We start from the raw sequence: 23,260 nt of genomic DNA on the forward strand, positions 1-23,260 counted from the left end.
TCATTTGTTGACGTGTGGTTGTCCCGGTTTTTTCCAGAATTCTCCATCCTTCATAACCATCATCAGGTTGTCCTTATTCTGCAGAATCGTGATATCCTTGAGCGGATCTCCATTCACCAGCAACAGGTCAGCCAGAAAGCCCTTTTTAACAAGACCGAGATCAGGGATTTCCATGATTTCCCCGCCGAGCTTGGTAGCTGCACTGAGGGTTTCCGCCGGAGTATACCCGAGCAGCGTAACAAAAAGCTCAAGGTCCCTGGCATTGGTTCCTATTGGATTCCAGGCGAAACCGTAATCACCCCCCGGCAGCACGCGGATTCCGCCGTGCTTGCGAATCTTCTCGTACGTCTTTACGGTCATTTCAACCGTGCGTTTCGCATCCATTTTCTCAACGACCTCGGGTGTGAAACCCCACGGCTCTCCATGATAGGCCAATCGATAGTTTGCGCCGATCGCCGGCGCCAAGAATATCTTGTCGGATTTTTTTGCCAACAGATCCAGTGTTTCGTCGCGAATAAGTTCGCAATGGTAAAGTACCTTGAAGTCGTACTTCAATGCGAGCCGAACTGCTTTGTCCGCTCGGCAGTGAGTGGAAAGCCATACCCCTCGCTCATGTGCCTCTTCTGAAGCAGCACGGACTTCCGCCTCCGAATATGTACAGACGCCGTCCTGGCCTGCATGTACAAAGTTATCGCCGGAAATATTTACCTTGATCGTATCAACGCCTTCTCGTATGCACAGGCGAACTTTTCGTGTGATGTCGTCGACACCGTCGGCGACTATCTCGATACCCTGTTTGTCCCAGTGCAGCTGTCGGCCATCGCCCAAGCCACCCGTAGATACAAATTCCGGCGAAGCCGCGCGGAATCGCGGGCCCTTGATACGGCCAGCGTTGATTTCGTTGCGAACGACGACTTCGGTACGGATCTTTGAAGACGCGGCTGAATACAAACTCGTGAATCCCGCATCGAGCATTTTGTGGGCATTGTGCATGCACACAAAGACGTGCTCTTCTGGCGGTACCGCCGCAAGCTCATCGAGCGTAGCCATGTTGGGATAGGTGATATGGGCATGCGCTTCACACATCCCCGGCATCAGGGTTGCACCCTTGCCGTCGATGACTTCAGCACCTTCTCCCTTGATCTTTCCCGAGCCCTTCGCTACCGCGGTTATGCGCTGGCCTTCGACCATAACTTCACCAGGAAACAATGCTGATCCGCTACCGTCAAATATAGAAACGTTTTTAAAAAGTACAGGCATATCACATCCCTCCTGATTTGTAAGGTAAAGCAAAATCGCTTCTGGCGTTTTCTTCGCTCATTATCAAAGCCCCAGTCAAAAATCGTAACTTACAGTAATCCCGTAGGTCCTTGGATCACTATACCTTGGTCCGAAGGAGGCATTAGTAACTTCGGGATTGGTGCCAATTGTCGGCCCATAGACGGAGAACCAGAAATCCTGACCATAGAGAACGACATCCTCGTCTCGCAGGTTCTTGCCCCAAATCTGCAAGCCCCAGCCGTTGTTGAAGTTGAGTCCCATGTTTGCATTGAGCATCCCCTCAACTTCGCTTCGAAACTGCGGTATGGAGTTATCCATAAACTCGAGGCTGTACTCGTCCTTCACAAGATAGTCGACATGAAAATAGAGTTCACCGAACGCCAAGTCAGTGACATAGTCTGCACTGAAGATGTAGCTGTTGGGGACAGTGCCCTGTGGTGGTGTACCCTCTGGAATCTCTGCCTCGGGTGGGATATCCTTGGAATCCCCTTCTTGGTGACTGTAGGAAAAGTTGAGGGTCAATGCATCTGTCGCTGCCCAGGTCAATTCGACTTCCACACCCTGCACTGTAGCCTCGCCAGCATTTGTCGTGGCGGAGGCCCCACCGGCTCCAATTGCGTTCACATAAAACTGCAGGTCTTCATAAGTGGTGTCGAATACTGCGACATTGAACTGCACGCGGTTGGAAGCGAAGCGCGACTTGAAGCCGACTTCAAGATTGGTGACCGTTTCCGGATCCACGGGCAAATCGATAAGATCTCCATCCGACTGGGTCATGTCGTAGGCGCCACTCCGGAATCCAGTTGAAACAGAACCATATAACAGGATATTGTCAGTTGGTTTGTAGTCGAGTGCGGCGCGCCAAGTGACTTCTCCCCAGTCAGCTGAATTGCGGAAGCTCTCTCCCGGCCGTGGGTTCCATGACCAGTCATACTCATCCGTTGTCGTTCCGCGCAGCTTTTTCTCATCGTGGGTATAGCGTGCACCTAGAGTCAGCGATAGATCAGTATCAAAATCATAGGTTCCCTGAGCGTATACTGAGTAACTGGTAGTCTTGACATTCTCGACAGTATTGAAATTGTTCTCGTCGAACAGACCAGGGTGGCTGATCAGGCAGGAAGGGGTAACCACGAAGTTCTCGAAATCTTCCAGCGTCTGAGTCGGGCATCCAGAAATTGCTGAGAATGCGCCTGCGGCAGTGGAATCGTCCCATCGCGTGGTCACTTCAAGAAATCGGGTGTCATCGTTGTGCAGTAGATACACACCACCCTGCCAATTGAACGCGGAATCATAGTCCGAAATTAGACGGAACTCCTGAGTGAACGACTTGATGTCCCGCTCATCAGCGATCGCAAAAATCGGGGTTGGCAGTCCGCCAAGATTCTCTGGCTCCTGCTCAACATCGAAGAGACGGCCGGTAGTAATTGACTCTAGCGTCAAGTTGTTGTTGAGCTGCTTCGCAACATGCAAAGTCCCTACCCACTGCTCGCTCACGTACCGGCCGTCCGTGTGCATTTGCACCGTTCGAGTGTCACCGTCGATCCTGAAGTCCTGATCCGCCAGCACGGCAAGGTCAACGAAATCAACCGGTGAGGTTGCATCCCGCGCACTTCCGGTCTCGTCTTTGGCGCTATGGCTCAGGCCTAATTTGACTTCAAGAGTGTCCGATAGATCCCAGACCAGCTTCCCCCGGAAAACCGAAGAGTTCTTGGTGTCAACATCGTTATCGGTCACGCTGTTATAAGACGTCCCATTACGATCCACGGACGACATAGCAATGGATCCGGCAAGGTTTGAAGTAATCGGACCGCTGATATAGGCACCAAACCGGTTCAAATTATAGTTGCCCAGAGAGGCCCTGACGCGCCCTTCAAACTCTTCGCCCGGGTCCTTGGTGACTACATTAATAAGGCCTCCGGTTGTATTCCGACCGAACAAGGTTCCCTGCGGACCGCGCAAAACTTCGATCCGCTCCACGTCAAATACGTCTATCTCAAAATCCCCTGCGCCGCCAAAATAGACGTCGTCAATGAACAGGCCGACAGCGTTCTCGGCGCCCGCCGATGCCAGTGACGACGACCCACCCCGGAGAGCAGGGTTATTGCGAGATTTAGAGAATGAATTAATGCTGAATCCCGTAATCTGGGAAGCGAGGTCCTGAAAATTTTCGATCTTTAAAGATTCTATCCTTTGATTCGTGAACGCCGTCACCGCTATCGGCACATCTTGCAACGACTCCTGCCTGCGTTCGGCGGTCACGATGACTTCCTCAAGCTGCGCCAATGCCGGATTGACCACCAGCATCGCAGTGAAAAAAAACGCACCACTAGCTGCGTAACGCTTACCGGTTAATGTATCCATAATCGCTTCCCCTCACAGTTGGACCTCGATTTAATACCGCTTTTATTAGCTACGTTCTACTGCCATTCAAGGCACCTAAACCACCAACTCGCAGGCTTGGGCTATTCTCTAGAGCCCTCTGCTCACCCGGTTGTCAGCTGACAGTTCACAATGCACTGAGCTTCTATGTCGGTTCATGTGTTAATGAACCGCCGTTGGTAATTCTTGCCGCTGCTCTAGATTTGCAACTGACATAACGAGATCTCTGTAAGGTAGTCTCAATGCCACCATACACTTCAGCTGAAATAAGGGCTGAAGCAAAACTTCAGTGCCCGATTTCAGGCTTTCAACCCTGCACGGCCTATGGCGGCACCGTTCATCATTTCCAAATATTATTGTGCATTGGTTCGGCATAGGGTCAGTTTAGGTACTGTATATATCTGTTGTCAAGAAAATACCTACTTGGTCGACTTTGATTCTGATACGAGTTAAGCCAAACAACAGATACGAGGCTAACCTACTGTTTTTATGGTAGTTCTCGAAGAGTAAAGCCGACCGCTTTATAAGAACACGTTAATTATTATTGAATCTGGTGTAGGAGAACCAGTGTCGAATGGTTTGGAAAACTTTTTCGGTCCCTTCGCTACAAGCCCAACGAAACAAGCTTCTTCCCCTGGCACATTCTCGGCTCTGCTAGCAATGTGTTATTCCCGCCAATCTGGCACCTGAAAATCACCATCCCCTGCCGATTTAACTATTATGAACCAGATCTATTGATTGCCGTTTACAAGAAGCCCAAAATTTGAGCTGCGTTCAACACGCTATCTTTGTCGCGCAGCCCATAACCTGGTGGTTTTTTGCTTCTCGTGCTTCCTTACCTACTGGGGAAACTTATGAAACTGGCCATCTTTCATGATTCCATTGATATTCTGTTTCTGCTGTAGTATCCGCACATCTTTGCTTGGGTCCCCATCTACCAACAACAGGTCCGCGAGATATCCCTCCTTAACTCGACCGAGGCTATCGCCCATACCCATCATCTCCGCTCCAACTGATGTCGCCGCCACCAACGCTTCAAGCGGCGAGAAGTCAAGCAGCTCAACAAAGTACTGCAGATCGGTGGCATTCGTCCCCATAGGGGTCCACGCAAACCCGTAATCGCCACCAATCGCGATTCTTACCCCGCGCTTATGCATAGACTTCATCGAAGTGATTGCGGCTCCAAGCTCACACTCATACATTTTCGCCAGCGCAGTATCTGGCGTCAGTCCAAACTGAGATGCACCACGTGCTGTTTGGTAAAGCCAGGCCAAGCCCGGAGCTACAAAATGTTTTTCTTTTGCCGCCTCAAGCATGTCCAATGCCTCATCATCTGCATAGGACGCATGGTAGATATTGCGAATACCATGACGTATACATTGCTTAATAGAATCTGCCGAGCGGGCATGGGCACTCACCATTTTTTTACGCTTTAATGCCTCGTCGCATGCTGCAGCGACTTCCTCGTCTGTAAAAGGAGTTGCTTCCGCCGGGGTTGGTGTAAGATCTTCTCCCGAAAGGTTTAACTTGATGACGTCGTTGCCGTATTTGATCATGCGTCGCACGCCGGCACGCATTTCATCGGTCCCTGTAACGATCGTCCCAAAGGTCAGCGCGTCTAGCTCAATATGAGGCGGCGAAGTGTCACCGAGTCCACCGATAGTAGTGAACTCTGGCGATGCAGCCAAATAGCGCGGACCGGGAATTGCGCCACTATTGATTGCGTCTCGAATAACAACATCCAATCTTGGTTTTGCAGCAGCTGCTCCAAGCCCAGATGTAAAGCCTGCATCAAGTACAATTTTGGCCGACGCTATACATGACAGGACATGTTCTTCAACGGGCATCCACATGATCGCTTCCAAGGATGAAGCGTTGTTCCACGACAAGTGGAGGTGCGCGTCAATCATACCCGGCATTAGGGTGCGGCCACAGCCGTCAATAGCTATTGTTCCCGTTGGAATCGGCACGTCTTCACGCATCACTTTGCTGATTCGGTTTCCCTCAACGAGCACAGAACCTGCAAAAAGATCCGCGCCACTTCCATCGAAGATATTGACGTTTTTAAACACGACCCCATTTGCATTTTTATTCCTATTTTCGTCCATACATAGCTCCATCAGAATCTTAGCAAAGAGTTTTTATTTCTGGCAGTTTAGTGCGTTCATGGAAATTTATAGAAGCTTCTTGATCTTGCTTTTTGAGTACACATACGCCTTCCGACTCTCGGTCAGTATCCACATTTCTCAATGGCACCTGCAATCTTCGTCACCGCGCTATCTACGATTATGTCTGCAAGCTATCCCGCGCAACTCCCGGATATCCTTTAAGCACCCCAAACAAGCTCATGGTCAGGGTACGATTTGATTTCCTTTTAGCCATACGCTGTATGATCATAATTGACCTATCATGAGAATGCGATCCATATGCTGTTCTTTGAAATTAGACTCGACTAGGTAGGCAGGGCCACTATTACCGGGAAATACAGAACCTAGAATGCCCACAATCCGATGCTGCCTGTATTTGAGTTTTCTGACTGGAAAGACGTTGTCGCTTGAGTAACCGAATCCATTAATAACAAGCATGGCGTCATGCCTACCACGTACTCTAATTGAGCAGCCGACTTTTTCGTATCGCGTCAAGACAGCCGCTCCTCTGAAGATACAAACATGTTTTCCAGTACACCAATGCCCTCTATCTCCACCCTGACCACATCTCCAGATTGAAGATAGCGCGGTGGACTGAAGCCGATACCCACCCCTGCCGGCGTACCTGTAGCAATAAGATCGCCCGGATAAAGTGTGATTCCTCGCGATATTGTCGAAATAAGTTCAGGCACGTCGAATATGAGCGCGGATGTATTAGATGATTGCCTAAGGTCGTTGTTTACCCAGCAACGCACGGCGGTGTCACCAAGATCGAGCTCATCGCGCGTCACGGCAATAGGACCCATTGGACAAAAACTGTCCTGTGATTTGCCTATTAGCCACTGACTATGTAGCTTCTGCAGATCTCTGGCAGTCACGTCGTTCACGATAGTGTAGCCCCAGACGTGATCAAGGGCTGATGCCCGACTAATCCCTCGCCCGCCTTTACCGATAATCACACAAAGCTCAGCCTCATAATCGATTGCCTTGCTGACGGTCGGATCGATGATTACATTATCACCGTGTGCGACGACCGTTTCTGGAAGTTTTGAGAATACGATGGGCGCGCTAGGGATGGCACCCTGAGCAGCACCAGAATCGAATCCGGAGCCAGAAAACTCATGGGCATGTTCAACGTAGTTCTTGCCAACGCAGATGATATTCCGGCGCGGGCGAGGAATGGGGGCGAGTAAGGTAACGGCACCCAATTCGACATGAACACCAGTAGGCTCAGGGGCCTTGGTCGACTCGATCAGATTGACGATACCCAGCTCAGGATCGCCATCGAATTGCGACAAGACCGTGATAGTGGAATTCTCACCGTTTACTATTCCGATGCTGATTTTTTCGCCTTGGCGGAAAGTGACGTACCTCATCTTGCTCCCCATGGATCAATATTTTGGTTCATTTTTTCAGAAACTTAAACCATTACTGGCAATTCAGTGCGCTTACGGTATCTATACTAGCCTTTAACCCATTCTTGTCAACATATAAAAAGCACCATAAATAGACCATAAATATTTTGGTTCCTATATACGGCAATCTGCTATCATCGCCGTCAGTGAAACACAAACTATGGTAATCAAAACGCCAGACTGTAATCAGGATTTAGGTGCCGATGGTGTCTTATGTAAAAGTGAAGGAGCAAATGATTAGCCGAATTACAGACCAAACTTGGGTCGCGGGCAGCAAAATTCCTTCCGAGCGCTCACTCGCCAACGAGATTGGTGCTTCGCGAAACACAATTCGCAAGGCCATTAAGGCCTTGGCCGTTGATTCATACCTCCAGATTGTGGAAAACTCTCGGCCTATCGTTGCCTTCAAGCAAGAATCTGGTTTTGCCGAGCGGCCGGCGCAGAGAGATGACACGGTCAAGCCGAATACTGAGCTAAGCGAGCAATACATTCTGGATTCAAGCCCTCTCGAAGTCCTTGAGTCGCGCCTCGTAATTGAACCTGAGGTTGCTGCACTGGCCACCCTTCGAGCACGGAAGGAGAACATAGAGGAAATCAAGGCCGCGCTCGACCAAACACTCTCGGCAAAAAACCTGGCTGATTTCGAATACTGGGATGGGCACTTGCATGGGGCCATATTCCGCGCCACCCGCAATACAGCGCTAATTGGCCACTATCACGCCTTAAATCAGATTCGCAATCAGGCTAGCTGGATCGAGCTGAAAAGAAAGTCGGTGACAGAGGAGCGACGCAAGCTATACGACCAACAGCATACGGCCATCGTAGATGCGATCATTCAACGCTTGCCGAACGATGCTAAGCTGGCGATGAAGGCGCACCTTGAGAGCGTGCGCAATGCCATGATGCCATGAGAGGAATGGAATCGCAGAATCGAACAGCGGTCACTGGTCGACCAGAACTATAACTTCATTGCATCGGAAACCGTGTTAACCGTGTAGTAATCCCTCACGCTGTGCAACCGAAGGAGCCCAACTCTTTGCCCCCGGGCAGGCCATCATCGATTAATTCTAGAGTCTCCCCAAAGTCTGCCCGCGGATTTTTGTTGCGGAGCATCCGGCAGACACACCCATCTGATACAGTTACGGGTCCAGATGAGCCGCTCTCTCCCGTTTGTTGGTCTTAACATTATTTTCGATACACAATAAAATTTTGCTCAATAGGTACTCCCTATGGATCTGCATCCCGATTTCACTCCAAACCCGGTGCAGGCCGCGATAGCAGCCTGGCGGTCCCAGCCCGGCGCCCTACTGCCGGTGCTGCACGCCGTGCAGGACAGTCTCGGCTATATTCCGCGCGATGCGATTGTTGTGATGGCCGAGGCGCTGGGGCTAACCCGTGCGGAAGTGTCAGGCGTGATCAGCTTTTACCACCATTTCCGGACCACGCCACCCGGGCAGCATATCGTCGAGATTTGCCGGGCTGAGGCCTGCCAGGCGGTGGGGGCGCGGCAGCTGGAAGCGCATGCCAAATCCCGGCTTGGGCTCAACTACCACCAGACCCGGGCCGATGGGCAGTTCAGCCTTGAGCCGGTCTACTGCCTGGGCAACTGCGCCTGCGGTCCCTCCATTCGCATCGGCGACGTGGTCCATGGCCGGGTATCGGAGGCGCGTTTCGATGACCTTCTGGCTGGCCTGGCTATACAAGCGGTGGAGTTGCCGGGATGACCGTGCGCGTATTTGTGCCCAACGACACCACGGCGTTGGCCATGGGTGGCGATGCTCTGGCGCAGGAACTGGCGGCGGTGGCGACGCAGCGTGGCCTGGATCTCGAGCTGATCCGCAATGGCAGCCGTGGCCTCTGTTGGCTTGAACCCCTGGTCGAGGTGGAAACTGCCCGCGGCCGGGTCGCCTACGGACCGGTCAGCGTCGCGGACCTGCCCGCGCTGCTGGATGCCGGTTTGCTGGAGGGCGCGACCTCACACCCATTGTGCCAAGGGCTCACCGAGGAGATTCCCTACCTGGCGCGCCAGCACCGGCTGACCTTTGCCCGCATCGGCGTGATCGATCCGCTGTCCATCGAGCAGTACTGCGACCACCAAGGCTTTCGCGGCCTGGAGCGGGCGCTACAGATGGCGCCGGCCGCCATCGTCGGGGAGATAAAATCTTCGGGCCTGCGCGGGCGCGGCGGCGCGGCCTTTCCCACCGGCATCAAGTGGGAGACGGTGCTAAACGCTGACCCGGGCCAGAAGTACATTGTCTGCAATGCCGACGAGGGTGACTCCGGTACCTTTGCCGACCGCCTGGTGATGGAGTGCGATCCCTATATGCTGATTGAGGGCATGGTCATCGCGGGCCTGGCGGTGGGCGCGACCCGCGGCTATATCTACCTGCGCTCGGAGTACCCGCTGGCGCGGCGTATTCTCGATACCGCGATCGAACGGGCGCTCGCCGCCGGCTACCTGGGCGATTCCGTGCTGGGCAGTGGCCGTGCGTTCCAGTTGGAAGTGCGGCTGGGTGCCGGCGCCTATATCTGTGGCGAGGAAACCGCCCTGCTGGAGAGCCTGGAAGGCCGCCGCGGCATGGTGCGGCCCAAGCCGCCGCTGCCGGCGCTCAAGGGCCTGTTTGGCCGGCCCACAGTGGTGAACAACGTCCTCTCACTGGCGGCGGTGCCCTTTATTCTCGACCGCGGAGCCCAGGCCTATGCGGACTGTGGGGTGGGACGCTCTCGCGGTACGCTGCCGGTACAGCTGGCAGGTAATGTGCAGCGTGGTGGTCTTGTGGAGCTGGCGTTTGGCATCACCCTGCGGGAGCTTATCGAGGATTTCGGTGGCGGTACCCTCAGCGGCCGGCCCCTGCGGGCGGTGCAGGTGGGCGGCCCGTTGGGCGCCTATCTACCAGCCACACAATGGGATACGCCGCTGGACTACGAGGCGTTCGCGGCTGTAGGGGCGGTGCTTGGGCATGGCGGCGTGGTGCTGTTCGATGACACGGTGGACATGGGCGAGCAGGCCCGTTTTGCCATGGAGTTCTGCGCCGTGGAATCCTGCGGCAAGTGCACGCCCTGCCGTATCGGTTCCACCCGCGGGGTGGAGGTCATCGACCGCATCCGGGCCGGCGACCGGCCTGAAGCCAACCTGTCGCTGCTCAATGACTTATCCTCTACCATGGTGGACGGCTCCCTCTGCGCGATGGGCAGCATGACGCCGATCCCGGTGCGGAGCGTGCTGCAGCATTTTTCCGAGGACCTGCGGCCTACTGACAATCGGAGGCGCTGAGATGTTGCACTACCACGAACCGGACCGGGACTATGGGACACCGGCTCCTGCGGCGACCGCCAACACGGTCAGTCTGGTGGTCGATGCGGTCGCCGTGAGCGTGCCCGAGGGCACCTCGGTATTGCGGGCGGCGGCACTGGCGGGCATCAATATCCCCAAGCTCTGTGCGTCAGATAATCTGGAGGCGTTTGGCTCCTGCCGCCTGTGCGCCGTCCAGATCGAAGGCAAGCGCGGTTATCCCGCCTCCTGCACCACTCCGGTGGAGGATGGCATGCAGGTCTCCACTCAGACCGAGCCGGTGGCCAGGCTGCGGCGCAACATCATGGAACTGTATATCTCCGACCATCCGCTGGACTGCCTCACCTGTCCCGCCAACGGCGACTGTGAATTGCAGGACATGGCCGGCGTGGTGGGCCTGCGTGAGGTACGCTACGGCTTCGAGGGCGCCAACCACCTGCAGGCGGAGAAGGACGAATCCAACCCCTACTTCACCTTCGATTCCAGCAAGTGCATTGTCTGCTCCCGCTGCGTGCGGGCCTGCGAGGAAGTGCAGGGTACCTTTGCCCTGACCATCGATGGCCGTGGCTTCGACTCCAAAGTGGCGGCCGGGGACAATGAGTCCTTTATGGATTCCGAGTGTGTGTCCTGCGGGGCCTGCGTGCAGACCTGCCCAACGGCCACGCTGATGGAAAAGAGCGTGATCGACGCCGGCCAGCCGGAGCACAGCGTGGTCACCACCTGCGCCTATTGCGGGGTGGGCTGCTCCTTTGAGGCCCAGATGCAGGGGGACCAGGTGGTGCGCATGGTGCCCTACAAGGGCGGTGCCGCCAACCACGGTCATTCCTGCGTAAAAGGACGCTTCGCCTTCGGCTACGCCACCCACCGGGACCGCCTGCGCACGCCCATGATCCGCGAGGCCATCGACCAGCCCTGGCAGGCGGTAAGTTGGGAAGAGGCCATCGCCTTTGCCGCCGACCGCCTGCGAGCGATCCAGCAGCGCCATGGCCGGGAAAGCATCGGCGGTATCACCTCCTCCCGCTGCACCAACGAAGAGACCTACCTGGTGCAGAAGCTGGTGCGGGCGGCCTTTGGCAACAACAACACCGATACCTGTGCCCGGGTCTGCCACTCCCCTACGGGTTACGGCCTGAAGGCCACCCTGGGCGAATCCGCCGGTACCCAGACCTTTGACTCGGTGATGCAGGCGGACGTGATCGTGGTGATCGGCGCCAACCCCACGGATGCGCACCCGGTCTTTGCCTCTCAGCTGCGACGCCGCCTGCGGCAGGGGGCGGAGCTGATTGTGATCGACCCGCGGCGCATTGACCTCCTGCACACGCCCCACCGCCACAAGGCCCTGCACCTGCCCCTGCGCCCGGGCACCAATGTGGCGATGATCAATGCCCTGGCGCACGTGGTGGTGAACGAGGGTCTGGAAGATAGCGCGTTCATTGCCAGCCGGTGCGAGACCGAGGCGTACCAGCGCTGGCGCGCGTTTATCTCCGAGCCGTGCCACTCGCCGGAGGCATTGGAAAGTGCGACCGGTGTTGCGGCCGATGCCGTGCGCGAGGCCGCCCGCGCCTATGGCCGGGCCCGCAACGGTGCGATCTACTACGGCCTTGGCGTGACCGAGCACAGCCAGGGCTCCACCATGGTCATGGGCATCGCCAACCTGGCCCTGGCCACCGGCAATATCGGCCGTGAAGGTGTGGGGGTAAACCCGTTGCGCGGCCAGAACAACGTGCAGGGTTCTTGTGACATGGGCTCCTTCCCCCATGAACTGCCTGGTTACCAACATGTGTCCGACGCCACCGCCCGCGGCCGCTTTGAAGCCGATTGGGGCGTAAAGATCGACGACGAGCCAGGCCTGCGGATCCCGAACATGTTCGACGCGGCCATCAGCGGCAGTTTCAAGGGCCTGTACGTGCAGGGTGAGGACATCGCCCAGTCCGACCCCAACACCTCACATGTGGAGGCTGCGCTGGGGGCTCTGGAGTGCCTGATCGTGCAGGATATTTTTCTCAACGAAACCGCCAAGTATGCCCATGTGCTGCTGCCCGGGTCCACCTTCCTGGAGAAAAACGGCACCTTCACCAATGCCGAGCGACGCATCAACCGCGTGCGCAAGGTGATGGCGCCGCTGGCGGGCAAGGAGGACTGGGAAGTAACCGTGGATCTGGCCAACGCCCTGGGTTACCCCATGGATTACAGCCACCCCGCGGAGATCATGGACGAGATCGCCCGGCTGACGCCGAGTTTCGCCGGCGTGAGTTACGCCAAGCTTGATAACCTGGGCAGCATCCAGTGGCCCTGCAACGACGCCTACCCGGAAGGCATGCCGATCATGCACGAACGGGAGTTCCCGATCGGGCTGGGCAAGTTCGCCATCACCGAATATGTCGCCACCAGCGAGCGGACCAACCGCAAGTACCCGCTGCTGCTGACCACCGGCCGGATCCTGTCCCAGTACAACGTGGGCGCCCAGACCCGGCGCACCGCCAACCAGACCTGGCACGATGAAGACGTGATCGAACTGCATCCGCACGATGCCGAAACGCGCGGGGTCAAGGACGGTGACTGGCTGGGCATCAGCAGCCGGGCGGGCCATACGGTACTGCGCGCCCGGGTCAACGACCGCATGCTGCCGGGGGTGGTCTACACCACCTTCCACCATCCGGGCAGCGGTGCCAATGTCATTACCACCGACAGCTCCGATTGGGCGACCAACTGCCCGGAGTACAAGGTCACCGCGGTGCAGGTGGAAAAGGTGAGCCAGCCCTCCAGTTGGCAGCAGAAGTTCAAGGCCTTCGACCGACAGCAGACTACCCTGTTGCAGAAGGGCAGGCGGCCCGCACCCGAGGTCAGCGAGGGATGACTGGGGAGTGTGACGGCACGCGGGAGGGGGCCAGCGACACAGCCACGGTCGACGTGCGGCGAACGGGCGAGGCCGACCGTGTTACTGGCGACAGTATTGCCCAGGAAATACCGGTAGCGCTGGTGTACAACGGGCTGTCACACGCGGTGATGATGGCGACCCCGGCGGACCTGGAGGACTTTGCCCTGGGGTTCAGCCTGACCGAGGGCATCCTGGCCCACCCGGGGGAGCTGTATGGCCTGGATGTGGTTGCGGGTGAGGAGGGTATCTCCATCAACATGGAGATCTTCACCCAGCGCTGGGTGGAACTGAAGCAGCACCGCCGGAATCTGGTCGGGCGTACCGGCTGCGGCCTGTGTGGCACCGAATCCCTGGCCCAGGCTATTCGCCCCGTCGCGTCGGTGGTTGCACCCGATTTACATGATGCCGCCATCCAGCGCGCGCTGGCAGCCCTGCCCTGCCACCAACCCCTGCAGGCCAGTACCGGTGCCAGCCACGGCGCCGCCTGGTGCAGCGCACAGGGTGAGATACTGCTGGTGCGAGAGGATGTTGGCCGCCACAACGCTCTGGACAAACTCATCGGCGCCCTGCGGCGCCGGGGTGAGCAGCTGGCGACCGGTTTTGTGCTGGTCTCCAGCCGGGCCAGCTATGAAATGGTCCACAAGAGCTGCGCGGTTGGCATTGGTGCCCTGGTGGCCATATCGGCGCCCACCTCACTGGCCATCGACCGGGCGCGGCATGCGGGCCAGCTGCTGGTGGGCTTTGCCCGGCCCGGTCGACACGTGATCTACCACAGGCCTGGCCCGGCCGGGGATCCGGAGAGGCAACAGGTGCAGGAGCAGCGGGGATGAACGGTGAGCTGCAGCATCTGATTGCCATGGCCAACCAGATAGCAGCCAACCTGCGCCCTGCCGCAGCCGATGATGCCGCGGCGGCGGAGCTGGTGGCGAAGCACATCCGGCTGTTCTGGGCGCGGAGCATGAAGGCCCAGATTATAGACTATGTGCAAACGGATGGAACGGAGTTGAATCAGGTGGTGAAGCTTGCGGTGGTGCGTGTTGGCATTGGGTCTCTGACCGATCTCACCAATTTGGAGGCAACATGTCAGAAATGATTGGGCAGTTTCAATGACAAAGAGTCAGGCTCAGGGTGAGAGGGAGTCCCTTTTGTCAAAATGCAACGCCTGCTCAAAGCGAGACGTAACATTGACCACCTGGTTGCGCTCTAGCCCGCTTCGCTCACCGATTTTCATGATGGGTCCATTTTTGCGTGTTTCACCGCAATTTTGGTGGCCAATCGGGCGACCGTAACGCACGGTGCTGACGGAAGTACCATTCTGCAACCACTTCAACCGGATGGTCGTGCATTGGGCCTTCGCATGCCGGGTGCCTTGCAGGCCGAGCCGCCGCAGGCCATGCAGCAGGACATAGGCGAAGGAAGAGAAGTAGAGTCGTAGCTGATTAGCACGCATCGTTGCCGTGCTCGTGCGGTCGGCGAACAATCCCAGTTGCTGCTCCTTGATGCGATTCTCCATTTCGCCGCGCACACAATAGGCTAGAAATCTCCATGAACCAGGGGAAGTCCAGTCAACGATATTTATGTAATGATTGAGTTTATCTCAATCCGCGCCTGACCATTGCAAAGTTACCGCTTGTGAAATATTAGTCCCGCACTGATACAGTAGGAGACAATAATTTATGGGTCGAACTTCATCCTGCCAGATTGGCAACAATGATCAAAGCGCCATCAATCTCGGCTTAATAACGAACACTCTTAACACCTACACAGGGGCACGACTCACAACCGAGGTCAGCCGTCAAGCAGCTCAATCCAGTGGCGCACAGGAATATTCGCTTTTCCCGCCAAATGCATCTGGCAACCGATGTTGGCAGTGACAATCTGTCTTGGCCCGTCGATAGTCAACGCAGCGAGTTTGTTATCCAATAACTGCTGACTGATTCTAGGCTGCAAAATCGAGTAAGTACCCGCTGAACCGCAGCACAGATGATTGTCTTTGCTTGCAGCCAACTCCACTCCAACACGGCTCAAAACAGCCTCCACCACGCCACTGAGCTTGAGGGCGTGTTGCAGGGTACAGGGGCAGTGAACCGCGGTCCTGGGCTGTGCTGCGGGTGCCAGCTGATCCAGGTTCTCCGCCAACAGGACCTCTGAAAGATCCTTGGCTACCTTACTGATTCGAGCCGCCTTCTGTGCATACTCCGGATCGTGACGCAGGAGGTGGCCGTACTCCTTTACTGTGGCCCCGCAGCCCGAGGCGCTGATAACGATAGCCTCAGTCCCGCTCTCGATGGCGGGCCACCAGGCATCGATATTGCGGCGCATGAAGTCCAGACCCTCCCCGTGGGCCGCCAGGTGGTAACTCACCGCTCCGCAACAACCCGCAGCGGGCGCTTGCGATAGGGTGATACCTAACTTGTCCAACACCCGCGCCGCAGCTGCATTCGTGTTCGGTGTTACAGCGGATTGCACACAACCGGCCAGCGCCAGCATGCGCCTGGGATGCGATTGAACCGGCCACGGCAACGAGTGCTGCTTCCGCGGGATGCTGGCTTTAAGGCCAGCGGGCAACACTGGCCGCAACCACTGCCCGAGCAACAGCAGGGGCCTGAATCTGGCGGGAAACGGCAACAGCTTGCGCAACGCCCAGCGCGTGAGGCGCGCCCGCAATGGCCTGGGCAACTGCTGCTCCATGATGCCGCGACCAATGTCAGCCAGGGCACCATAGCGCACTCCGGAAGGGCAGGTTGTCTCGCAACTACGGCAGGTCAAACAACGGTCCAGATGGGTTTGTGATGCCTCCGAAATGTCCCCGGTTTCAAGTAACTGTTTAATCAGGTAAATTCGTCCTCGAGGGCCGTCACGCTCGTCGCCGAGTTCCAGATAGGTTGGACAGGTGGCCGTGCAGAAGCCGCAATGCACACAGGCACGCAGAATTTCTTCTGCCTCCGCAACATCTGCGCGCCCGTGATATTTGGGATGGACAATGGTCTGCATGGCTACGCTCCGCTTACATCCAGCTGTAAAGCCGCCCTGGATTGAAAATCCGCATCGGATCGAAGGCCTCCTTGAGCCGTCGATGCAGCGTTTGCAGGGCTGCCGACTGGGTGGAGAATACTTCACCGGCCCTGTCCCCGCCGCGGAACAGAGTGACCTGCCCACCAGCTCGCCCTGCTTCCCGCTCAAGTTCCGCGCGCTGGAAAGCTCCTCGTAACCAGCGCTGTGCTCCGCCCCAATCGAACCGCCAATCGGCTCCATCTCGCCAGTGGGGCGCCGCGGGATTGACCGAGAAGCGCCACAGGGGCTCTCCGTCAACAAAGAAGGGCTGCCGCTGATCCCTCAGGTCGCGCCAAAAATTACTTTCGTGCTGCAGCACTTCCCCGCCCCAGCGGCTAGCGGTGCCTGCCACGGCGGCCTGCACACCCGCCAGCCGCAGGTACAACTGGCCATCCTGCCAGCATGCCCCTGCAAGTGGCCGGGGCCGACCAGCCAAGGTGTTCATCTCAACAATTGCCCGGGCAGCATCCATTTCCTTTACCAGCGTCATGCTGGCAGCGGGCCTCGGCATGACTTTCAGGCTGATTTCGGTGATGATACCCAAGCTGCCGAGGGCGCCCGCCTGAGCGCGCGAGACGTCGTAGCCAGCCACGTTCTTCATGACCTGGCCACCAAAGCGCAGATGCTCTCCCCGGCCATTGACCAGACGAATTCCCAACACAGCATCCCGCACCGAGCCATTCCAAGGGCGCGCCGGCCCTGACTGGTTGCAGGCCAGTGTGCCGCCCAAGGTGGCGCCGCCGGCGAAATGCGGTGGGTCAAAGGCCAGCATCTGGCCCTGCTGCGCCAGAGTGTCCTCAATCTCCTGCAGCGGTGTACCAGCGCGGGCGGTAAGCACCAGCTCCACGGGTTCATAGCTGACGATGCCCCGGTGCCGGCCTGCATCAATACGCGCATCGGCTGCTGCCTCCCTGCCGATAAACCGCTTGCTGCCGCCACCGACGATCTCCAGAGTGCTGCCGTCGGTGCGGGCACAGTTGACCTGTTCGATCAACTCCTGCGTGACATCATGCTTGCTCATATCCCTCCGGATGCTGGCGGGCAACATGGCCTCGGCCCGGATCGAGGGCGCGATATTCCTGACAATTTTTTAGTACCGGAATGCCCTTACCCGGGTTGAGCGTGCCGGCGGGGTCGAATGCGGCCTTGACCCCGTGAAACTGGGCGATCTCCAGCGGGCTGAACTGCACGCTCATCTGGGGTAGCTTCTCGACACCCACCCCGTGTTCACCGGTGATGCAGCCGCCCACCGCCACACACAGCTCTAGAATCCTGCCGCCAAACTCCTCGGCCTTGTCAAATTCCCCAGGTTTGCTGGCGTCGAAAAGAATCAGCGGATGCAAATTGCCGTCTCCGGCGTGGAAGACGTTGGCCACCCGCAGGCCGTAATGCTCAGACATGTGCTGCATTTCGGTAAGCACGTGAGCAAGCTCGCCGCGGGGAATGGTACCGTCCATGCAGTAATAATCTGGAGAGATACGCCCGACCGCCGGGAACGCAGACTTACGCCCTTTCCACAGCAGTGCCCGTTCATCCTCGTCGCGGGAAACCCGCGTCAGGGTCGCTCCCAGGGACAGGAACAGCTGCTCGATACGCGTAATGTGGTCTGCCACCTCCTCCACTGTGCCATCCACCTCGCAGAGCAGCAAGGCCTGGGCATCGATGGGGTAGCCCGCCTTGGCAAACGCCTCCGCAGCTACGATGGCGTGACTGTCCATCATTTCCAGGCCGGCGGGAATTACGCCTTGGGCAATGACCGCGCTGACCGCGTCACCCGCCGCCTTCACGCTGTCAAAAGCCGCCATCACCACCCGCGCCTGTTCGGGCACTGGCAACAGGCGCACGGTAACCTCGGTGATTACCCCGAGTAGGCCTTCGGAGCCGGTAATCAGAGCCATCAGGTCGATGCCCGCGCAATCCAGTCCCTCTGAGCCCAACCTGACAAGCTCGCCTTCCACAGTGACCAACTCGACACTCAGCAGGTTATGCACTGTGAGGCCGTATTTAAGGCAGTGCACACCACCGGAATTCTCCGCCACGTTGCCGCCGATCGTGCAAGCGATCTGGGAAGACGGATCTGGCCCGTAATAGAGCCCGTACTGGGCCGCCGCCTCGCTGATGGCCAGGTTGCGTACACCAGGCTGCAACCGAGCCGTACGTGCCAGTGGGTCGATATCCAGAACGTGTTTGAACTTGGCCAGGGAAAGCACGACGGCATCCTCGCGCGGCATGGCGCCGGCGGAAAGACCGGTACCGGCTCCTCGCGGGATCACCGGCACGCCCCGTTGGTGGCAGATCTGCATCGCCCGCTGTACTTGCGCAACCGTTTCCGGCAGTAACACAATGAGAGGCATCGCGCAGTACATGGACAAGCCATCGCATTCGTAGGGTCGCTGGGTTTCAGCATCGACAATGACGTATTCGGGATCGATGAATGCACGAAATTCCTTGGTAAGTTCTTCAGCCAGTACAAAGTAATGAGAGGCAACCATGATCGCGAATCCCCGCCGGCAATTCAGTAAAGCTGTACCACAAAGAGATCGACACCCTCCAGGACGCATTCCACGTCCCGGACCGACGCACCAGATTTCAAGCCGAACCTCCAGCCACTCCGCCGCCAATCACCACTGGCCGGCCCCCAAAAACGGTACCGATGCGGCCATACACATCGGTATGAATGCTAAATGCCAGGGTCCCGTGCACACAGTCCGTATTGCCGCCATGGGTAGCTTTGCGTGCAACGGCACCGGTAAACACCTTGTCGTTGGCCATGGTGATTCTGGTCACTTTGTGAACATCGATGCGATCTAGAGCAACCAAATCACCCAGTGCATAGGCGATGGAAATACGTAGGGGCTCCCCAATCTCGACGGACTTACGCCGCGCGCCTTCGATCATAATCCTGAATTCAGCATTGAATCACGTTCTAACTCTTTGGGAGAATAAACATTCGAAATCATGCCTTCATTTCACGGCGTCGGGCGTGCAGCACAGGTTCGGTGTAGCCATTGGGTTGCTCGCAGCCCTTGAAAACCAGGTCACAGGCTGCCTGGAAGGCGACACCGTCATAAGCTGGCGCCATCGGATTGTAGGCTGGGTCACCCACATTTTGGGCGTCTACCACGCGCGCCATAGACTTGAGGGTGTCCATCATCTGCGCCTCGGTACAAATGCCGTGGCGCAACCAGTTTGCCAGGTGCTGGGACGAGATGCGGAGCGTAGCGCGATCCTCCATAAGCCCCGTATTGTTGATGTCCAGCACCTTTGAGCAACCGATTCCTTGATCAATCCAGTGCACCACGTAGCCCAGCAAGCCCTGGGCGTTATTATCTAGCTCCGCCTGAATTTGCTCCGCCGATAGCGTGCTTTCCAGCAGCAGCGGCGGCGTCAATATGGCGTCGATACTGGCTCGCTGACGTGATTGGAGTGCCTCCTGCCGCCCGACCACTGCGACGGTGTGATAATGGGTGGCGTGCAGCACCGCCGCCGTGGGTGAAGGTACCCAGGCGCAACTAGCACCTGCCTGCGGATGACCCTGCTTGATCGCCAGCATTTGCGCCATTTCATCGGGCATGGCCCACATTCCCTTGCCTATCTGGGCTTTGCCCTGCAAACCGCAGGCAAGGCCAATATCCACATTCCAATCCTCGTAGGCCAGAATCCAGGGATGACGCTTGATTTGCTCCTTCGGTAGAAAGGGCCCGGCTTCCATGCTGGTGTGGATTTCGTCTCCGGTACGATCGAGGAAACCGGTATTGATAAACACCAGACGCTCACTTACGGCGCGGATACACTCTTTTAGGTTCACCGTGGTGCGGCGCTCTTCATCCATCACACCCACCTTGATGGTATTTCGCGCTAGCCCCAGGGCATCCTCAACCCTACCAAACAAGGTGTTAGTGAATGCCACCTCATCGGGACCATGCATTTTGGGTTTAACAATGTAGAGACTACCGGTGCGGCTGTTGACTGACTTGTCGTTACCCTTCAAGTCGTGTAGGGCGGCCAGCGTCGTCACCACTGCATCCATGATACCCTCCGGAATTTCCTTGCCATCCCGATCGAGAACTGCTTCGGTCGTCATCAGGTGGCCTACGTTGCGTACCAGCAGCAGACTTCGGCCATGAAGAGTCACTTCCTCACCATCGACAGACGTGTAATAACGATCCCCGTTGAGGACGCGAGTCATCTCCTTTCCATCCTTGACAAAGGTATCGCTCAAAGTACCTTTCATCAGACCCAGCCAGTTGCGGTAAACCTGCACTTTGTCTTGAGCATCGACAGCGGCTACCGAATCCTCACAATCCTGGATGGTGGACACGGCGGCTTCGAGAATCACATCCTTGACTCCTGCCAAGGCGAGTTTACCGATAGGGTGATCCCTATTGATCTGCAACTCGATATGCAAACCGTTATTCACCAGCAACAAACTGTCTGGACTTTCGTCCCCAACATAGCCAACCAACTGCGCCGGATTCTGCAGACCGGTGTTGCCACGCTCGCCCAGAGATACAACCATCGTCTTGCGACCGTTTACATCGTCCAGCGAATAAGCTGTGACCTCAGAGTGGCTACCATCTTTCAGAGGAATTGCCTGATCCAAGAAGGCCTGTGTCCAGGCAATCACCTGCAGGCCACGTCTGGTGTTGAATGTATCGCCCCGCTCGCAACCATCGTTCTCAGCTATCGCATCGGTTCCGTAGAGCGCATCGTAAAGGCTGCCCCATCGCGCATTGGCCGCGTTCAGTGCAAATCGAGCATTGCTGACAGGTACCACCAACTGTGGACCAGCTATCCGGCAGATTTCCGCGTCCACATTCTCGGTAGCAAGCGTAAAATCCGTCCCTTCCGGCACTAGGTATCCAATCGATTCAAGCATCTCACGATACACCGTCATATCCAGCGGACGCTGGGGGTGTGCGCGGTACCATTGGTCCATCTGCGCCTGGATTTTGTCCCGCTTAAGTAGTAGCTCCTGGTTGACAGGTGCGAGCTCGTGCACGATGCCAGCAAACTGACGCCAGAATTGTTCGGGCTCAATAGCCGTGCCCGGCAGCATCTCCTCCTCAATCATCCTGGCTAGGCTCTCCACAACCTGCAGGCCGCCGCGGTTCACTCGGGTATTCATAACACTCGACTCTCCATTATGCATTCTTGACTGAAGGTCATGTCTTGCCTGCGCCGATCATCTCGCTAAAACTGGTAACAGTCGAGCGACAAACACACTGGTACTACCAGTTTACTGTGATTAATTATGTTTTTGCTTTCTAAAAAACTTCTATATCAATGAGTTATGATAACGTAAATTCCGCCTCTCAACAGAGATCAAAATGGTAGAACCAGCTAGAACAGCGCCATCGAAACCCGCCTCGCTGTCCGAGTCGCTGACGCGGCGACTGGAAGATCTGATCCTCGACGGAACCCTCAAGCCTGGTGGAAAAGTCCCCTCCGAGAGGCAGCTCTCGGAGCGGCTGGGGGTGTCACGCAATAGTCTCCGCGAAGCGCTCAAGATGCTGCGCGGGCGCGGGCTGATCGAAACCCGCCATGGCCAGGGCTCGGTAGTCACCGGATTGGTGCCGCGATTACACCAAGAGGGCCCACTGATGCTACTCTACCAAGAGCATCCCCGCATTCTGTACGACTTGCTCGAAGTCCGCGAACTCCTTGAAGGCCGCGCCGCCTTCCTGGCAGCTGAGCGGGCAAGAGAGATAGATTTAAACCGAATTGCCCACGCTTTCCGGGCCCTCGAGGCCCCCCCTCACGACACTGATCCGGAAGAGGTCGCGCGCTGCGATCACGCCTTTCACCAGTCCATCTACGAGGCATCCAACAATCCGGTACTAATACACACACTGGAAAGCCTGCTTCAACCGATGCGCCAGTCGGTGGTGGCTTCCGTCAAGAACCTATACCACCGCACCGCTTCCAAAAAACAGATTGACCGCCACCACCGACAAATTTACCACGCCATTGTAGGCCGCCAACCAGAGTGGGCCGAGAAGGCCGCCAGAGCACACATACGCGATATACGTTCACGCCTGCAGGAAATTGAAAAAGAGGAACAGCGGCTGGATCGCTCAACCAGTTGGGAGCGCATGATCGGCTCATGAACTTTTCGCCAAAGCGAGGGTACATGCTACTGTTTTATCAACGAGGGACCTCCCTACACACAAGCGTAACAGGCAGTGCGAACGACCGAAGGTCGAAGCGGGAAAAGCCGAGGCCGCAAACCAATAAAGAGGTAAACGAAAATTGCTTTTCACCGCCAGCATAGCAAATGATAGTGACGCCGGAATCCCGTCCCTCTGTCCTTTGTATCACTTGCACGCGCGGATCTTGTACACCTTACTCGCCGTCTTGGACGAAGTCCGTCGACAATTTCACGGGGGCGGACTCGTAACGCTGCAACTCGTGCCGGCCGGCTCAAGTATCGCGCTTCAGTTGCGCAGTGGAAAGCGGAACTGATTGCCAAAAGACTGAAGCCGGCGAAACTGGTGACTAACCCGCAATTGCGCGAATACGTACAATAGCGCTGGGGGGGTAAGGTTCAGGACGCAGATGGCCGTGAGATTGTCGGGCCTCGGCAGGCACCGTTCAAAGGTCGAAGCAAACCCCATCGCGGCGACCGTAAATGGGTCAATGGCTGGTCGTCTGAGCAGATTTCCAATCGACTGCAGATATATTTCCCAGATGACGAATCCATGGGCATCTCTCACGAAAGCATATACCAAGCTCTCTATATTCAGGAGCTATAACCAAAAGTGGTGTTTGAGGGTTTGAAAAAAGGCGGCGTATCTGGTTGATTTGTTATCGC

The 23,260-nt window shown here is 56.8% G+C and carries 16 protein-coding genes and 2 pseudogenes; 8 read left to right on the plus strand and 10 right to left on the minus strand.

Annotated elements, in window-relative coordinates; translation table 11 throughout:
• From Q6D67_RS19045 to Q6D67_RS19060, 4 genes are all read right to left on the minus strand, one after another.
• Positions 1–1,260, minus strand: a complete 1,260-nt coding sequence (locus Q6D67_RS19045) for an amidohydrolase family protein (RefSeq protein WP_304707258.1) — start codon at positions 1,258–1,260, stop codon at positions 1–3.
• 75 nt (positions 1,261–1,335) lie between these two features.
• Positions 1,336–3,642 carry a TonB-dependent receptor gene (locus tag Q6D67_RS19050; RefSeq protein WP_304707259.1) on the minus strand — a complete coding sequence of 769 codons (2,307 nt, stop codon included), beginning with the start codon at positions 3,640–3,642 and terminating at the stop codon, positions 1,336–1,338.
• A gap of 857 nt (positions 3,643–4,499) precedes the next feature.
• Positions 4,500–5,768, minus strand: a complete 1,269-nt coding sequence (locus Q6D67_RS19055; RefSeq protein ID WP_304707260.1) for an amidohydrolase family protein — start codon at positions 5,766–5,768, stop codon at positions 4,500–4,502.
• A gap of 530 nt (positions 5,769–6,298) precedes the next feature.
• Positions 6,299–7,183: a fumarylacetoacetate hydrolase family protein gene (locus Q6D67_RS19060; RefSeq protein WP_304707261.1), complete on the minus strand. Its 885-nt coding sequence runs from the start codon at positions 7,181–7,183 to the stop codon at positions 6,299–6,301.
• A 242-nt stretch (positions 7,184–7,425) separates the two neighbouring features.
• Here Q6D67_RS19060 and Q6D67_RS19065 point away from each other — a divergent pair, with 242 nt between their 5' ends.
• The 6 genes from Q6D67_RS19065 (at position 7,426) to Q6D67_RS19090 (ending at position 14,485) form a co-directional block, all read left to right on the plus strand.
• Positions 7,426–8,133, plus strand: a complete 708-nt coding sequence (locus Q6D67_RS19065) for a FadR/GntR family transcriptional regulator (RefSeq protein ID WP_304707262.1) — start codon at positions 7,426–7,428, stop codon at positions 8,131–8,133.
• Between the two features lie 318 nt (positions 8,134–8,451).
• Positions 8,452–8,946, plus strand: coding sequence for a formate dehydrogenase subunit gamma (locus tag Q6D67_RS19070; protein ID WP_304707263.1), 495 nt, complete (start codon positions 8,452–8,454; stop codon positions 8,944–8,946).
• Positions 8,943–10,496, plus strand: coding sequence for an NADH-quinone oxidoreductase subunit NuoF (locus tag Q6D67_RS19075; RefSeq protein WP_304707264.1), 1,554 nt, complete (start codon positions 8,943–8,945; stop codon positions 10,494–10,496). The genes Q6D67_RS19070 and Q6D67_RS19075 overlap by 4 nt, the downstream gene beginning before the upstream one ends.
• A gap of 1 nt (position 10,497) precedes the next feature.
• Positions 10,498–13,371 (plus strand): formate dehydrogenase subunit alpha, encoded by a 2,874-nt coding sequence (fdhF, locus tag Q6D67_RS19080; protein WP_304707266.1) that lies wholly within the window; start codon positions 10,498–10,500, stop codon positions 13,369–13,371.
• The gene (fdhD, locus tag Q6D67_RS19085; protein ID WP_304707267.1) at positions 13,368–14,222 is read left to right on the plus strand and encodes a formate dehydrogenase accessory sulfurtransferase FdhD; all 855 of its coding nucleotides are present in this window, start codon (positions 13,368–13,370) and stop codon (positions 14,220–14,222) included. The genes fdhF and fdhD overlap by 4 nt, the downstream gene beginning before the upstream one ends.
• Positions 14,219–14,485, plus strand: a complete 267-nt coding sequence (locus Q6D67_RS19090) for a formate dehydrogenase subunit delta (RefSeq protein WP_304707268.1) — start codon at positions 14,219–14,221, stop codon at positions 14,483–14,485. Before fdhD ends, Q6D67_RS19090 begins: the two co-directional genes overlap by 4 nt.
• Before the next feature lie 30 nt (positions 14,486–14,515).
• Here the strand turns inward: Q6D67_RS19090 and Q6D67_RS21925 are convergent.
• From Q6D67_RS21925 to Q6D67_RS19120, 6 genes and pseudogenes are all read right to left on the minus strand, one after another.
• Positions 14,516–14,923, minus strand: a pseudogene (locus tag Q6D67_RS21925) (transposase); the annotation flags it as partial.
• A 257-nt stretch (positions 14,924–15,180) separates the two neighbouring features.
• Positions 15,181–16,386, minus strand: coding sequence for a glycolate oxidase subunit GlcF (gene glcF, locus Q6D67_RS19100; RefSeq protein WP_304707269.1), 1,206 nt, complete (start codon positions 16,384–16,386; stop codon positions 15,181–15,183).
• A 13-nt stretch (positions 16,387–16,399) separates the two neighbouring features.
• Positions 16,400–17,467: a glycolate oxidase subunit GlcE gene (gene glcE, locus Q6D67_RS19105; RefSeq protein ID WP_304707270.1), complete on the minus strand. Its 1,068-nt coding sequence runs from the start codon at positions 17,465–17,467 to the stop codon at positions 16,400–16,402.
• Positions 17,454–18,938: an FAD-linked oxidase C-terminal domain-containing protein gene (locus Q6D67_RS19110; RefSeq protein ID WP_304707271.1), complete on the minus strand. Its 1,485-nt coding sequence runs from the start codon at positions 18,936–18,938 to the stop codon at positions 17,454–17,456. The genes glcE and Q6D67_RS19110 overlap by 14 nt, the downstream gene beginning before the upstream one ends.
• A gap of 97 nt (positions 18,939–19,035) precedes the next feature.
• Positions 19,036–19,344, minus strand: coding sequence for a heme-binding protein (locus Q6D67_RS19115; RefSeq protein WP_304707272.1), 309 nt, complete (start codon positions 19,342–19,344; stop codon positions 19,036–19,038).
• A 58-nt stretch (positions 19,345–19,402) separates the two neighbouring features.
• The gene (locus Q6D67_RS19120; RefSeq protein WP_304707273.1) at positions 19,403–21,574 is read right to left on the minus strand and encodes a malate synthase G; all 2,172 of its coding nucleotides are present in this window, start codon (positions 21,572–21,574) and stop codon (positions 19,403–19,405) included.
• Positions 21,575–21,776: 202 nt separating this feature from the next.
• Here Q6D67_RS19120 and Q6D67_RS19125 point away from each other — a divergent pair, with 202 nt between their 5' ends.
• Together Q6D67_RS19125 and Q6D67_RS19130 are read left to right on the plus strand one after the other, a co-directional pair.
• Positions 21,777–22,556 (plus strand): FCD domain-containing protein, encoded by a 780-nt coding sequence (locus Q6D67_RS19125; protein WP_304707274.1) that lies wholly within the window; start codon positions 21,777–21,779, stop codon positions 22,554–22,556.
• Between the two features lie 234 nt (positions 22,557–22,790).
• Positions 22,791–23,192, plus strand: a pseudogene (locus Q6D67_RS19130) (IS30 family transposase); the annotation flags it as partial.
• Between the last annotated feature and the right edge of the window lie 68 nt (positions 23,193–23,260).

Origin of the sequence: Haliea sp. E1-2-M8 (genome assembly GCF_030649675.1) — a bacterium.
GTDB lineage: Bacteria > Pseudomonadota > Gammaproteobacteria > Pseudomonadales > Halieaceae > Haliea.

What these genes read in the sequence shown, in the direction of transcription:
- Q6D67_RS19065 (WP_304707262.1), top strand. Translation starts at nt 7,426, where the DNA reads ATGGTGTCTTATGTAAAAGTGAAGGAGCAAATGATTAGCCGAATTACA.
- Q6D67_RS19075 (WP_304707264.1), top strand. Translation starts at nt 8,943, where the DNA reads ATGACCGTGCGCGTATTTGTGCCCAACGACACCACGGCGTTGGCCATG.
- Q6D67_RS19050 (WP_304707259.1), bottom strand. Translation starts at nt 3,642, where the DNA reads ATGGATACATTAACCGGTAAGCGTTACGCAGCTAGTGGTGCGTTTTTT.
- Q6D67_RS19115 (WP_304707272.1), bottom strand. Translation starts at nt 19,344, where the DNA reads ATGATCGAAGGCGCGCGGCGTAAGTCCGTCGAGATTGGGGAGCCCCTA.
- Q6D67_RS19070 (WP_304707263.1), top strand. Translation starts at nt 8,452, where the DNA reads ATGGATCTGCATCCCGATTTCACTCCAAACCCGGTGCAGGCCGCGATA.
- fdhD (WP_304707267.1), top strand. Translation starts at nt 13,368, where the DNA reads ATGACTGGGGAGTGTGACGGCACGCGGGAGGGGGCCAGCGACACAGCC.
- glcF (WP_304707269.1), bottom strand. Translation starts at nt 16,386, where the DNA reads ATGCAGACCATTGTCCATCCCAAATATCACGGGCGCGCAGATGTTGCG.
- Q6D67_RS19120 (WP_304707273.1), bottom strand. Translation starts at nt 21,574, where the DNA reads ATGAATACCCGAGTGAACCGCGGCGGCCTGCAGGTTGTGGAGAGCCTA.
- Q6D67_RS19045 (WP_304707258.1), bottom strand. Translation starts at nt 1,260, where the DNA reads ATGCCTGTACTTTTTAAAAACGTTTCTATATTTGACGGTAGCGGATCA.
- Q6D67_RS19060 (WP_304707261.1), bottom strand. Translation starts at nt 7,183, where the DNA reads ATGAGGTACGTCACTTTCCGCCAAGGCGAAAAAATCAGCATCGGAATA.
- fdhF (WP_304707266.1), top strand. Translation starts at nt 10,498, where the DNA reads ATGTTGCACTACCACGAACCGGACCGGGACTATGGGACACCGGCTCCT.
- Q6D67_RS19125 (WP_304707274.1), top strand. Translation starts at nt 21,777, where the DNA reads ATGGTAGAACCAGCTAGAACAGCGCCATCGAAACCCGCCTCGCTGTCC.
- Q6D67_RS19090 (WP_304707268.1), top strand. Translation starts at nt 14,219, where the DNA reads ATGAACGGTGAGCTGCAGCATCTGATTGCCATGGCCAACCAGATAGCA.
- Q6D67_RS19110 (WP_304707271.1), bottom strand. Translation starts at nt 18,938, where the DNA reads ATGGTTGCCTCTCATTACTTTGTACTGGCTGAAGAACTTACCAAGGAA.
- glcE (WP_304707270.1), bottom strand. Translation starts at nt 17,467, where the DNA reads ATGAGCAAGCATGATGTCACGCAGGAGTTGATCGAACAGGTCAACTGT.
- Q6D67_RS19055 (WP_304707260.1), bottom strand. Translation starts at nt 5,768, where the DNA reads ATGGACGAAAATAGGAATAAAAATGCAAATGGGGTCGTGTTTAAAAAC.